At 62.9% G+C, this 13,328-nt stretch carries 10 protein-coding genes; all 10 read left to right on the forward strand.

The window, feature by feature from the left end; all coding sequences use genetic code 11:
- Positions 1-3: 3 nt before the first annotated feature.
- The 10 genes from GST84_21770 (at position 4) to GST84_21815 (ending at position 13,292) form a co-directional block, all read left to right on the forward strand.
- Positions 4-1,170 carry an HlyD family efflux transporter periplasmic adaptor subunit gene (locus GST84_21770; protein ID XGB14825.1) on the forward strand — a complete coding sequence of 389 codons (1,167 nt, stop codon included), beginning with the start codon at positions 4-6 and terminating at the stop codon, positions 1,168-1,170.
- Positions 1,171-1,258: 88 nt separating this feature from the next.
- Positions 1,259-2,704, forward strand: a complete 1,446-nt coding sequence (locus tag GST84_21775) for an alginate biosynthesis protein (protein XGB14826.1) — start codon at positions 1,259-1,261, stop codon at positions 2,702-2,704.
- Positions 2,701-4,179 carry an alginate export family protein gene (locus GST84_21780; protein ID XGB14827.1) on the forward strand — a complete coding sequence of 493 codons (1,479 nt, stop codon included), beginning with the start codon at positions 2,701-2,703 and terminating at the stop codon, positions 4,177-4,179. Before GST84_21775 ends, GST84_21780 begins: the two co-directional genes overlap by 4 nt.
- Before the next feature lie 22 nt (positions 4,180-4,201).
- On the forward strand, positions 4,202-5,761 hold the full coding sequence (locus GST84_21785; GenBank protein ID XGB14828.1) for a right-handed parallel beta-helix repeat-containing protein: 1,560 nt from the start codon (positions 4,202-4,204) through the stop codon (positions 5,759-5,761).
- 13 nt (positions 5,762-5,774) lie between these two features.
- Positions 5,775-7,214 carry an alginate O-acetyltransferase gene (locus GST84_21790; protein ID XGB14829.1) on the forward strand — a complete coding sequence of 480 codons (1,440 nt, stop codon included), beginning with the start codon at positions 5,775-5,777 and terminating at the stop codon, positions 7,212-7,214.
- Positions 7,215-7,222: 8 nt separating this feature from the next.
- Positions 7,223-8,326: a mannuronate-specific alginate lyase gene (locus GST84_21795; GenBank protein ID XGB14830.1), complete on the forward strand. Its 1,104-nt coding sequence runs from the start codon at positions 7,223-7,225 to the stop codon at positions 8,324-8,326.
- Between the two features lie 181 nt (positions 8,327-8,507).
- Positions 8,508-9,965, forward strand: coding sequence for a membrane-bound O-acyltransferase family protein (locus GST84_21800; GenBank protein XGB14831.1), 1,458 nt, complete (start codon positions 8,508-8,510; stop codon positions 9,963-9,965).
- Positions 9,966-9,976: 11 nt separating this feature from the next.
- Entirely contained in the window at positions 9,977-11,134 is a 1,158-nt protein-coding gene (locus tag GST84_21805) for an alginate O-acetyltransferase (GenBank protein XGB14832.1), read from the forward strand.
- Positions 11,135-11,154: 20 nt separating this feature from the next.
- Positions 11,155-11,802, forward strand: coding sequence for an alginate O-acetyltransferase (locus GST84_21810; GenBank protein ID XGB14833.1), 648 nt, complete (start codon positions 11,155-11,157; stop codon positions 11,800-11,802).
- A 35-nt stretch (positions 11,803-11,837) separates the two neighbouring features.
- Complete coding sequence (locus tag GST84_21815; GenBank protein XGB15819.1) at positions 11,838-13,292, forward strand: mannose-1-phosphate guanylyltransferase/mannose-6-phosphate isomerase; 1,455 nt, start codon at positions 11,838-11,840, stop codon at positions 13,290-13,292.
- Positions 13,293-13,328: the final 36 nt, after the last annotated feature.

Raw genomic sequence — 13,328 nt, forward strand, 5'->3', positions numbered from 1 at the left:
ACCATGAATACCGCCGTGAACGTCAATGTCGTGCATGAGTCCGAAGCCCAGCGCCAACACGCCCGGGTACGCATTCCCGCCAAGCTGCGGTTCCTGGACGCCCAGCGCCAGGTCCACGAAGTCAAGGTCGAAGACCTATCTGCCGGCGGCCTGAGCTTCCACGCCAAGCAACCGCAGTCGGTGGGCGATGTGCTGCGCGGGCGCCTGCAGTTCGTGGTCGACAACCTGGGCCTGTCCATCGACATCGAGTTCCAGGTGCGCTCGTACAACCCGGACAATGGCCGTATCGGTGCGCAGTTCCAGAACCTTGAGCCACGTGACATCGCCACGTTGCGGCACATCATCACCAGCCACCTGTCGGGTGAGCTGATCAGCATCGGCGACGTACTCAGCACCCTGCAGCGCGACAACTTCACCAAGGCGCGCAAGCAGAAGGATGGTGGGTCAGGCCTGAGCGCCTTCGGCCGCCTCAAGGCAGTCACCGTCACACTGGGCGTGTTCGTGGTCGGCGTTGCGGCCTTCGGCTTCGTCGCCAAATCGTTGTACGGCATGTACTTCGTCAGCCACGCCGAAGCCGGTGTGGTCGCAGTGCCGACCACCAACGTCACCATGCCGCGCGACGGTACCGTGAGCAGCCTGGTCGAAAGCGGTGGGCAGATCGTCAAGGGCGCGCCACTGGCCAGCTTCACCACCAGCATGCTGGACATGCTCAAGGGCAACCTTGAAGACGCACAGCTGGAGCCGGCAAAGATCGAGGAGCTGTTCGGCAAGCAGCTGTCCGGCACCCTCACCAGCCCCTGCGACTGCGTGGTCGCGCGCCAGTTGGTAGACGACGGCCAGTACGCAGCCAAGGGCCAGCCGATCTTCCAGCTGATCCCACGCACCACCAACCCGATGATCGAGGCGCGCTTCAGCTACCGCCAGTTCGACGAGGTCAAGCCGGGCACCCGGGTCAACTTCCAGGTGGCCGGCGAAGACGAAGTGCGCACCGGTCAGATCGTCAGCAGCACCAGCCTCAACAGCGAAGACCTGTCCTCCGACATCCGCGTGCAGATCAAGCCGGACAGCAGCCTGCCCGCCGAACTGGCAGGCCGCCCGGCGTCGGTCAACAGCGACCGTGGCCCGTCGCTGAACTGGCTGATCGACAAAGCCGTGGCCCGTGGCCTGTGAGGGACGGACGATGATCTCTGATACCAACACCTATCCTGTGGGAGCGGGCATACCCGCGAAGAGGCCAGCAGGGACAGCATCGTCGGCCATGCCAATTCGCGGGCTTGCCCGCTCCCACAGGGTCCGCGTGAACCTGGGATTGTGTGCACTGGCCGCCGCCATCACTTTGGCCGGCTGTGCCGGCCTGCCCGACCAGCGCCTGGCCAACGAGGCCCTGAAGCGCGGTGACACGGCATTGGCAGAGCGCAACTACAAGGCGCTGGCCGACCTGGGCTACAGCGAAGCGCAAGTCGGCCTTGCGGACATCAAGGTGGCCACCCGCGACCCATCGCAAATCAAGGAAGCCGAGGCCACCTATCGCGCTGCGGCCGCCACGTCGCCACGCGCCCAGGCGCGCCTTGGCCGCTTGCTGGTGGCCAAGCCTGACAGCACCCAGGCCGAACGTGAGGAAGCTGAAACCCTGCTCAAGCAGGCCGCGAAACAGGGCCAAAGCAATACCCTGATTCCGCTGGCAATGCTCTACCTCAGCTACCCGCAGAGTTTCCCCAAGGTCAACGCGCAGCAGCAGATCGACCAGTGGCGCGCCGCCGGCAACCCGGAAGCAGGCCTGGCCCAGGTGTTGCTGTACCGTACCCAGGGCACCTACGACCAGCACCTGGGCGAGGTGGAGAAAATCTGCAAGGCCGCGCTGAACACCACCGACATCTGCTACGTCGAACTGGCCACTGTGTACCAGATGCGTGGCCAGGCCGACCAGCAAGCCGCCCTGCTCGGCCAGCTGAAATCCGCCTATGCCCGTGGCGCCGTACCGGCCACCCGGGTCGACAGCGTGGCCCGGGTGTTGGCTGATCGCAGCCTCGGCCAGACCGACGAAAAAACCGCCAAGGACCTGCTCGAGCAAGTAGCCCCGGCCAACCCGGTGTCCTGGGTCAGCCTGGCACAGCTGGTATACGACTTCCCCGAACTGGGCGACACCGACCAGTTGATGGCCTACATCGACAAAGGCCGCGCAGCTGAACAGCCACGCGCCGAACTGCTGCTGGGCCGTCTGTACTACGAAGGCAAAACCCTGCCTGCCGACGCTCACAAAGCCGAGCAGCACCTGCAAGCCGCTGCCGAAGCCGGTGAGATCAGCGCCCATTACTACCTGGGCCAGCTTTACCGCCGCGGCTACCTGGGCAACGTCGAGCCGCAGAAGGCCGTCGACCACCTGCTGGCCTCCGCCCGTGGCGGGCAGAACAGCGCCGATTATGCCCTGGCCCAGCTATTCAGCGAGGGCCATGGCATTCGCCCGCAACCAGGCAACGCCTGGGTGTTTGCCCAGCTGTCGCAGGCCAACCCGACGCCGCAATCAGCGGAACTGCTGCAGAAGCTTGACCAGCAACTGACACCTGACGAGCGCAACCAGGCCCAGCAACTGCTGGACCAGGAAAAGCGTGCACGCGGCAGCATGGCGCAGGGCGCGAATAGCACCCTGGCCCTCGAAGCCCTGCAAGACGACGAAAAAGAAGTAGACGGTGAGGACTCGCTATGACGCTCAATCCCTTCGTGAAAGCCGGCATCGGCCTGAGCTTCGCCCTGCTGTGGTCCTGCCCGACCCTGGCGGAAATGACCGCCGAGAAAAACTTCGGCCTGGACGTGAAAATCACCGGGCAATCGGAAGACGATCGAGACCTGGGCACCCGCTCTGGCGGCGATGTCAACGGCCTGGGCCTGGATCTGCGCCCGTGGGTGTACGGTGAGCGCGGAAACTGGAGCGCCTACGCCATGGGCCAGGCGGTCGCTGCGACCGACACCATCGAAACCGACACCTTGCGCCAGAACGGCGACGGCACCAGCACTGAAACCGGCGACGACAGCCGTCAACCAGACAAAAGCTACCTGGCCATGCGCGAGTTCTGGATCGGCTACAGCGGTCTCACCGCCTACCCCGGCGAGCAACTGCGCTTCGGTCGCCAGCGCCTGCGCAGCGACGATGGCATGTGGCGCGATACCAACATCGAAGCGCTGAACTGGACCTTCGACACCACCCTGCTCAAGGCCGACCTGGGCGTGGCCCAGCGCTTCAGCGAATACCGCACCGACCTCACCGAGCTGGCCCCGGAAGACAAGGACCGCACCCACCTCTACGGCAACGTCGCCACTCAGTGGACGCCTGGCCACTGGGTCGGCGTGCGGGCACACCATACGCACGACAACGGCAGCCTGAAGAACCCCGGCGAAACCGTCGACGCCCTGGACAAGACCCGTACCGGCGACCTCACCTGGCTGGGCCTTGAGGCAAACAGCGACGCCTACAACTGGCGCAACGACCACACCGTGAATTACTGGGGCAGCGTCACCTGGCTGACCGGTGACCGCGACAAGCTGAGCACCCAGCAGGTGGGTGACGACCAGGTCGCCACCGGCAAGCAGAGCGGTGACGTCAACGCCTGGGCAACCGACCTCGGTATCCGCCTGCGCCTGGACCCGCAATGGCAGGTCGGCGCGGCCTATGCCCGTGGTAGCGGTGGTGGTGGCGATGACGGCTCGAACAACTTCGAGCAGACCGGCCTGGAGAGCAACCGCTCCAATTTCACCGGCACCCGCTCGCGCGTGCACCGCTTCGGCGAAGCGTTCCGCGGCGAACTGGGCAACCTGCAGGCAGCCACCCTGTTCGCTTCGTGGCAGCTGCGCGACGACTACGACGCGAGCCTGATCTACCACAAGTTCTGGCGGGTCGACGGTAACCAGAACATCGGCTCCAGCGGCATCAACGCGGTGGTCGACGACAACGGCGTGAACCGTCAGCTGGTCGACGGCGAGAAGGACCTTGGCCAGGAAATGGACGTGGTCGTGACCAAGTACTTCAAGCAAGGCCTGCTACCGGCTTCGATGAGCCAGGCAATCGACGAGCCGTCAGCCCTGGTGCGCCTGCGTGCCGGTGTATTCAAGCCGGGCGACGCCTACGGCAAGGAAGCGGACTCTTACATGCACCGCGCCTTCGTCGACGTCATCTGGCGCTTCTGAGGCCGGTAGGGGACTGACCGTGATGAACCTTCACCCGCACTTACGTCACAGCCTGTTGGCCAGTGCCTTGCTGCTGGCAAGCGGCCTGGCCACTGCCGCAGAGCCCCAGGTGATCGCCAAGGAGCTGCAGCAGGCCAAGACCTACACGGTGGCCAGCGCACCGATCGAGCCACTGCAGATGGACCCGCCAAAGCTGCCCGACCTTACCGGTTTCACGGCCGAGGCGGTGCAGAAGAAAATCGACCGCCGCCACAAGGGCAGGGTCAGCCTGCGCCGTATGTTCCAGGAGGACACCCTCAAGGAGTTCGTCGGCGGCGACAACAAGGCCGCCGAGTGGGTGCAGCGCCAGCACGGCATCCCGCAGGCCATCTTCATCGATGACGGCCATGTCGACCTGACCGAGTTGAGCAAGAAGGTGCCCAAACAGTACTTCAGCGAAGTCGAGCCTGGGGTTTACCTGGCTCGCCTGCCGATCGTGGTCGGGCAAAAGGGCATCCTCGAGATCGACGGCAAGGTCAAACAGCTGCGCCTGTCCCAGGAGGGCGGCGCATTTCTGGTCAATGACGGCAAGCTGTTCGTAACCGACACCCAGGTGACCGGCTGGCGGGAAAAGGACAATGGCCCGGCGACCTTCCGCTCGCCCAAGGAGTTCCGCCCGTTCCTGCTGTCGTGGGGCGGTACCGAGACCTACATCGTCAACACGAAGATGGCCAGCTTCGGCTACGCCAAGTCCAAGTCGTATGGCGTTAGCATCTCGCAGTACACGCCGAACATGGCCAAGCGCATGGGCCGCCCGGAACCCACCGGCTGGATCATCGGTTCTGAGTTCAGCGACATGTGGTACGGCTTCTACTGCTACGAAACGCAGGACTTCGTGGTCAAGGACAGCACCTACCGCGACAACATCGTCTATGGCATCGACCCACACGACCGTTCGCACCGCCTGATCATCGCCGGCAACACCGTGTACGGCACCAAGAAGAAGCACGGCATCATCGTCTCGCGTGAGGTCAACGACAGCTGGATCATCAACAACAAGAGCTACGACAACAAGCTCTCGGGCGTGGTGATCGACCGTAACAGCGTCAACAACCTGGTGGCCTACAACGAGATCTACCGCAACCACACCGACGGCATCACCCTGTACGAAAGCGGCGACAATCTGATCTGGGGCAACAAGCTGGTCAACAACCGCCGCCACGGCATCCGCGTGCGTAACAGCGTGAACATCCGCCTGTACGAAAACATCGCCATGGCCAACGGCCTGGTTGGCGTATACGGCCACATCAAGGACCTGTCCGACACCGACCGCGACATCGCCCTCGACCCGTTCGACACCAAGGTGTCGCTGATCGTGGTGGGTGGCGAGCTGTCGGCCAACGGCTCCGGCCCGCTGTCGATCGACTCGCCGCTGTCGGTCGAGCTGTACAAGGTGTCCATGCTCGCCCCGCGCAAGGCCAGCGGCATCAGCCTCAATGGTGTGCTGGGCGAGCGCCAGGACGAAATCCTCGACTTGCTGGTACGCCAGCAGAAGGCTGTGCTGATCGACCCGGTCGAACGCCAGACCGAAATGATCGATTAAGGAAGCCCAGACCATGACTCCACACCTGATGAAACTGCTGGGCCTGTCCGCCGCCCTTCTGGCAATCAGCCAAGGCGTACGCGCCGAAGACGTCAAGGCCCCGACCTTCAAAGCCGAGCCCTGCTGCCAGTTGTGCCCTGAAGCGCACGATGCCAGCCGCTACACCACCCGCTATCAGCAAAATTTCACCACGCTGGTGCAGGCACAGGGCGACTGGCTGTTCCGGACTCGCGAAGACCTGCGCACCGAGTTCAATACCACCCCGGCCGGCTACAAACGCCTGCAACAAGTGCACGACGCGTTCAAGAAGCGTGGTGTGGAACTGGTGGTGGTGTACCAGCCGACCCGTGGCCTGGTGAACCGCAACATGCTCAACCCGGCCGAAAAAGCTGCCTTCGACTATCAGAAGGCCCTGGGTAACTACCAGGCCATGCTCAAGCGCTTTGCCAGCATGGGCTACAACGTGCCCGACCTGTCACCACTGACCAACGAGCAACTGGCCGCCGCCGACCAGGGCAAGGATTTCTACTTCCGTGGCGACCAGCACTGGACGCCGTACGGTGCCGAGCGCGCGGCGAAGATCGTGGCCGACACCGTGCACAAGATGCCAGCCTTCGAAGGCATCCCGCGCAAGGAATTCGAGACGAAGAAGTCCGGGCGCATGGGCAAGACCGGCACCCTGCACAACGTTGCCGGCCAACTGTGCGGTACCAGCTACGCCGTCCAGTACATGGACCAGTTCGCCACCGAGCCGAAAGGCTCGAGCGGCGGCGACGACCTGTTCGGTGACAGCGGCAACGCGCAGATCACCCTGGTCGGTACCAGCCACAGTGGCAAGAACTACAACTTCTCGGGTTTCCTCGAGCAATACATTGGCGCCGACGTGCTCAACGTCGCCTTCCCAGGCGGTGGCCTGGAAGGCTCGATGATCGAGTACCTGGGCAGCGAGGAATTCCAGAAGAACCCGCCGAAGATCCTCATCTGGGAATTCTCCCCGCTGTACCGCCTGAACCAGGAAACCATCTGGCGGCAAATCCTTGGCCTGCTCGACGACGGCTGCGACGACCGCCCAGCCCTGATGAGCGCCAGCACCACCCTCAAGCCGGGCAAGAACGAGCTGATGGTCAACGGCAAGGGCGGCGTGATCAAAGACCTGATCAACCGCGACCTGCAGATGGACGTCAAGTTCGAAGACCCCTCGGTGAAGGTGTTGCAGGCCACCCTGTGGTACCTCAACGGCCGTCACGAGGACATCAAGCTGGAAAAGCCTGAAACCTCCGACACCGACGGCCGCTTCGTCTTCCAGATGCGCGAAGACGAGGACTGGGCCAGTCAGCGCCTGCTGGCGTTCGAGGTACAGGGGCCGGAAAGCGGCACCCAGAAGGTCGAGGCCAAGCTCTGCAAACGCAACAACTTCGCCGTGCCTGCGCAAACCGCGCAGGCCGGCCAGTGAGGCGACCCATGACCATCATCAAGCGTATTTCCAGCCCCGCCCTGCTCGCGTTGGCCTTGTTTGGCGGTGCCGCGCACGCCGCGCTGGTACCGCCGCAGGGTTACTACGAGGGGATCGAAAAACTCAAGACCGGCGATGGCAATTTCCGCTGCGAAGCGGCGCCCAAGCCATACACCGGTGCGCTGCAGTTTCGCAGCAAGTACGAAGGCTCGGACAAGGCACGGGCAACGCTCAACGTGGCCTCGGAAAAAGCCTTCCGCAAGTCGACCGAAGACATCACCACGCTTGAGAAAGGCGTGAGCAAGATGGTCGGCCAGTACATGCGCGACGGCCGCCCGGCGCAACTCGACTGCACCCTGACGTGGCTGGGCACCTGGGCACGCGCCGGTGCATTGCTGTCCACCGACTACAACCATACCGGCAAGTCGATGCGCAAATGGGCGCTGGGCAGCATGAGCGGTTCGTGGCTGCGCCTGAAATTCTCCAACTCGCAGCCGCTGGCCGCACACCAGGCCGAGGCCGACCTGATCGAAAAATGGCTTACCCGCCTGGCCGAGCAGACTGTGCGTGACTGGAGCAACCTGCCGCTGGAGAAGATCAACAACCACAGCTACTGGGCGGCCTGGTCGGTCATGGCTACCGCCGTCGCCACCGACCGGCGCGACCTGTTCGACTGGGCCGTGAAGGAATACAAGGTGGGCGCCAACCAGGTGGATGACCAGGGCTTCCTGCCCAACGAAATCAAGCGCAAGCAGCGCGCGCTGGCCTATCACAACTACGCCTTGCCGCCGCTGGCGATGATTGCCAGCTTCGCCCAGGCCAATGGCGTCGACCTGCGCGCCGAGAACAACTTCGCCTTGCAGCGCCTGGGTGAAGGCGTGCTGGCCGGCGCCCGCGATCCCAGCCACTTCAAGGCGCGTGCGGGCAAGAAACAGGACATGACCGACCTCAAGGTCGACAGCAAGTATTCCTGGCTCGAGCCCTGGTGTGCGCTGTACCACTGCGTTGGCGACACACTTGAGCGCAAGCACGACATGCAGCCGTTCAACAGCTTCCGGCTGGGCGGCGACCTGACCCGGGTCTACGACCCGAGTGCAGAGCGTAAAAAGTAACACCATCCCTGTAGGAGCGGGTTTACCCGCGAAGAGGCCGGCACAGGGCACCGCAGATGGCAGGCCCGGCCCTTTCGCGGGTGAACCCGCTCCTACAGGGGACTAGGTATCTCCCACCTTTTTGTGGGGGGTTTGGGGGGCGCTTTGCCCTGGATGCTGTGAACAAATTAGGAGAACCGGGATGGTCTTCTCGTCCAACGTGTTCCTGTTCCTGTTCTTGCCGATCTTCCTCGGCCTGTACTACTTGAGCGGGCAACGTTATCGCAACCTGCTGCTGCTGATCGCCAGCTACATCTTCTATGCCTGGTGGCGGGTGGATTTCCTGGCACTGTTTGCCGGGGTCACCCTGTGGAACTACTGGATCGGCCTGAAAGTCGGTGCCGCCGGTGTGCGCACCAAGCCGGCACAGCGCTGGCTGCTGCTCGGCGTGGGTGTCGACCTGGCGATCCTCGGCTACTTCAAGTACGCCAACTTCGGCGTCGACAGCCTGAACGCGATCATGACCTCGTTTGGCCTGGAGCCATTCATTCTGACCCACGTGCTGCTGCCGATCGGTATCTCGTTCTACATCTTCGAGTCGATCAGCTACATCATCGACGTATACCGCGGCGACACCCCAGCTACCCGCAACCTGATCGACTTCGCAGCCTTCGTGGCGATCTTCCCGCACCTGATCGCAGGCCCCGTGCTGCGTTTCAAGGACCTGGTCGACCAGTTCAACAACCGTACCCACACCCTGGACAAGTTTTCCGAAGGCTGCACCCGTTTCATGCAGGGCTTCATCAAGAAAGTGTTCATCGCCGACACCCTGGCCGTGGTCGCCGATCACTGCTTCGCCCTGCAAAACCCCACCACCGGTGATGCCTGGCTCGGCGCCCTGGCCTACACCGCGCAGCTGTACTTCGACTTCAGCGGCTACAGCGACATGGCTATCGGCCTGGGCCTGATGATGGGCTTCCGTTTCATGGAAAACTTCAAGCAGCCCTATATCAGCCAGTCGATCACCGAGTTCTGGCGGCGCTGGCATATCAGCCTGTCGACCTGGCTGCGCGACTACCTGTACATCACCTTGGGCGGCAACCGCAAAGGCACCTTCAATACCTACCGAAACCTGTTCCTGACCATGCTGCTGGGCGGCCTGTGGCACGGTGCGAACTTCACCTACATCATCTGGGGCGCGTGGCACGGCATGTGGCTGGCCATCGAGCGCGCGCTGGGCATCGACACCAACCCGCAGCGCTTCAACCCAGTGAAGTGGGCCTTCACCTTCCTGTTGGTGGTGGTCGGCTGGGTGATCTTCCGCGCCGAAAACCTGCATGTGGCCGCCCGCATGTACGGCGCCATGTTCAGCTTCGGCGACTGGCAGCTGTCGGAGCTCAACCGTGCCCAGCTCACCGGTCTGCAGGTGGCCACCCTGGTCATCGCCTACCTCACCCTGGCGTTCTTCGGCCTGCGTGACTTCTACCGCAATGCCAGACCGACGCCCACGGCGACCCCGGTGCAGGTCAACGCTGACGGCTCGATAGGCCTGGACTGGACCCGGGTGATGACCCGCGCACTGATCCTGCTGCTGTTCGTCGCCTCGATCCTCAAGCTTTCGGCACAAAGCTACTCGCCGTTCCTTTACTTCCAGTTCTGAGGTTGATGACCATGACCCGGACATTACGCATCACCTACTCCCTGTCGTTCCTCGGCCTGCTGGTCGGCATGGGCGCCTGGTCCACCGGTGGCCTGCAGAATTTCCAGCGCACCGAGCAGATGACCCTGCTCAACGGCAAGCTGGCCAAAGCCGCCGAGACCCACTACGACGCCGAATTCCCGATCAAGCGCCTGGGCACCAACCTGTGGGCGGCAATGGACTTCAAGCTGTTCAACGAAGGCCGCCCGGGTGTGGTACTGGGCCGCGACCAGTGGTTGTTCAGCGACGAAGAGTTCAAGCCCACCGCCGGTGCCGAGCAATTGATGCAGGAAAACCTGGCCCTGATCCGTGGCGTACGCGACACCCTGCAGCAACACGGTAGCCAGCTGGTGCTGGCGATCGTGCCGGCCAAGGCGCGGGTCTACGCCGAGTACCTGGGCAAAGAGCAGCCTGCCAGCCTGCATGACGACCTGTATAACCAGTTCCATGCCCAGGCACGCCAGGCCAACGTGTTCGCACCGGACCTGATGGCACCGATGGAGCAGGCCAAGGCCCGTGGCCAGGTGTTCCTGCGTACCGATACCCACTGGACGCCTATGGGTGCCGAAGTGGCGGCGCAAACACTGGCCGAAGCGGTCAGCCGCCAGAGCCTGCTCAACGGCGCCCCACAAGCCTTCATCACCGAAGCCGGCAACACCGCCCCCTACAAAGGCGACCTGACCAACTTCCTGCCACTGGACCCGTTGTTCAGCAACCTGCTGCCGACCCCGGACAACCTGCAGCAACGCACCACTCGCCCAGTCGACACCGAGGGTGACGCCGGCGACGCGTTGTTCGCCGACAAGCAGATCCCGGTTGCACTGGTAGGCACCAGCTACAGCGCCAACCCGCACTGGAACTTCCTCGGCGCGCTGCAGCAGGCCCTGCGCAGTGACGTCGCCAACTACGCCGAAGACGGCCATGGCCCACTGCTGCCGATGCTCAAGTACCTGCAAAGCGATGCCTTCAAAAACGCCGCACCACAAGTGGTGGTGTGGGAATTCCCCGAACGTTATCTGCCAATGAAAAACGACCTCAGCAGCTTCGATCCGCAGTGGATCGCGCAGCTGAAAAACTCCCGTAAATCCGAACAAAACCTGGCCTTGTCGTCCACCCGGACAGACCACTGACTGATAGAGAGGAAACGCACATGACTACCAAGACTTCCATTGCCAAAGCCCTCACCCTCGCGGCCGGCCTTTCCCTTGCCTCGATGCAGGCCTTTGCCGGTGCCGACGCCGCGCTTTATGGCCCTAGCGCGCCGAAAGGCTCGACCTTCGTACGCCTGTACAACGCCACCAGTGCACCGGCCGCAGCATCGGTCGGCAACACCCAGATCAAACAGGTTGGTGCCCAGGCCAGCAGCGACTTCAGCTTCCTGCCAGGTGGCGACTACACCGCCCAGGTCGGCGGCAAGAGCGTGCCGGTCAAGCTGGCCTCGGACAAGTACTACACGCTGGTCAACAGCAACAACGGCAACCCGAAACTGATCGAAGAACCACCGTTCAAGAACAAGCAGAAAGCTCTGGTGCGCGTACAGAACCTGAGCGACCAGCAACTGACCCTGAAAACCGCAGACGGCAAGACCGAAGTGGTCAAACCAGTGGCCGCCAACGGCCGTGGCGAACGTGAAATCAACCCGGTCAAAGTCAACCTGGCGCTGTACCAAGGAGACAAGAAAGTGGGTGACGTAAAACCCGTCGCCCTGGAGCGCGGCGAAGCCGCAGTGCTGTACGTAACGGGTTCCGGCAACGCCTTGTCGCCGGTGTGGGTAACTCGCCCCGTGGCTAGCAACTGATTCCCCTGCCTCTCAACGACTATTGGAGAAACATGATGATCCCGGTAATTCTTTCTGGTGGTAGCGGTTCCCGTCTGTGGCCTCTGTCGCGCAAACAGTTCCCCAAACAGTTCCTGGCCCTGACCGGTGAACACACGCTGTTCCAGCAAACCATCGAGCGCCTTGTATTCGAGGGCATGGACACCCCGATCGTGGTCTGTAACAAGGACCACAAGTTCATCGTCCAGGAGCAGCTGGCCGCACTGAAGCTGGAAACCCAGGGCATCCTCATGGAACCGTTCGGCCGCAACACCGCGCCGGCCGTGGCCATGGCTGCCATGAAGCTGGTCAACGAAGGCCGCGACGAGCTGATGCTGGTGCTGCCTGCCGATCATGTGATCGATGACCAGAAGGCCCTGCAACGTGCACTGGCCTTGGCCACCGTGGCCGCCGAGCGTGGCGAGATGGTGCTGTTCGGCGTGCCGGCGACCAAGCCGGAAACCGGCTATGGCTACATCCGCTCCAGCCAGGACGCGCTGCTGCCCGAGGGCGTGGCGCGGGTTGCGCAGTTCGTCGAGAAGCCCGATGAAAAACGCGCCGCCGAGTTCGTCCAGGCCGGTGGCTATTTCTGGAACAGCGGCATGTTCCTGTTCCGCGCCAGCCGCTTCCTTGAGGAACTGAAAAAGCACGATGTCGACATCTACGACACTTGCGTGCTGGCCCTGGAGCGTAGCGAGGAAGACGGCGATGTGCTGAGCATCGACGAAGCCACCTTCGCCTGCTGCCCGGACAACTCCATCGACTACGCGGTAATGGAAAAGACCCAGCGTGCCTGCGTGGTGCCGATGTCGGCCGGCTGGAGCGACGTCGGCTGCTGGTCGTCGCTGTGGGAAGTGCACGAGAAAGACGACAACGGCAACGTCACCAAAGGCGACGTGGTGGTGCAAGACAGCCACAACTGCATGATCCACGGCAACGGCAAACTGGTGTCGGTGATCGGCCTGGAGAACATCGTGGTGGTCGAGACCAAGGATGCCATGATGATTGCCCACAAGGACAAGGTCCAAGGCGTCAAGCAGATGGTCAAGACCCTCGACGAACAGGGCCGCACGGAAACCCAGAACCACCTGGAAGTGTATCGCCCGTGGGGCTCGTACGACTCGGTGGACATGGGCGGCCGCTTCCAGGTCAAGCACATCACCGTCAAGCCGGGCGCCAGCCTGTCGCTGCAGATGCACCATCACCGCGCCGAGCACTGGATCGTGGTGTCCGGTACCGCCGAGGTGACCTGCGACGAGAATGTGTTCCTGCTGACCGAAAACCAGTCGACCTATATCCCGATCGCTTCGGTGCACCGTTTGCGTAACCCGGGCAAGATCCCGCTGGAGATCATCGAAGTGCAGTCCGGCAGCTACCTGGGCGAAGATGACATCGAACGCTTCGAGGATGTGTACGGGCGCACCTCCACCCCCATCGAGCGCGGCGTTTCGGTGAAGACCATCGCGCAGTAAATGCTGACTCGCCCCTGGGTTGACCAGGGGCGAGCC

Origin of the sequence: Pseudomonas putida, assembly GCA_041879295.1 — a bacterium.
Taxonomy (GTDB): domain Bacteria; phylum Pseudomonadota; class Gammaproteobacteria; order Pseudomonadales; family Pseudomonadaceae; genus Aquipseudomonas; species Aquipseudomonas putida_Y.

Coding starts and splice junctions, on each gene's coding strand:
- GST84_21805 (XGB14832.1), top strand. CDS start 9,977: ATGACCCGGACATTACGCATCACCTACTCCCTGTCGTTCCTCGGCCTG.
- GST84_21790 (XGB14829.1), top strand. CDS start 5,775: ATGACTCCACACCTGATGAAACTGCTGGGCCTGTCCGCCGCCCTTCTG.
- GST84_21785 (XGB14828.1), top strand. CDS start 4,202: ATGAACCTTCACCCGCACTTACGTCACAGCCTGTTGGCCAGTGCCTTG.
- GST84_21815 (XGB15819.1), top strand. CDS start 11,838: ATGATCCCGGTAATTCTTTCTGGTGGTAGCGGTTCCCGTCTGTGGCCT.
- GST84_21775 (XGB14826.1), top strand. CDS start 1,259: ATGCCAATTCGCGGGCTTGCCCGCTCCCACAGGGTCCGCGTGAACCTG.
- GST84_21780 (XGB14827.1), top strand. CDS start 2,701: ATGACGCTCAATCCCTTCGTGAAAGCCGGCATCGGCCTGAGCTTCGCC.
- GST84_21795 (XGB14830.1), top strand. CDS start 7,223: ATGACCATCATCAAGCGTATTTCCAGCCCCGCCCTGCTCGCGTTGGCC.
- GST84_21800 (XGB14831.1), top strand. CDS start 8,508: ATGGTCTTCTCGTCCAACGTGTTCCTGTTCCTGTTCTTGCCGATCTTC.
- GST84_21810 (XGB14833.1), top strand. CDS start 11,155: ATGACTACCAAGACTTCCATTGCCAAAGCCCTCACCCTCGCGGCCGGC.
- GST84_21770 (XGB14825.1), top strand. CDS start 4: ATGAATACCGCCGTGAACGTCAATGTCGTGCATGAGTCCGAAGCCCAG.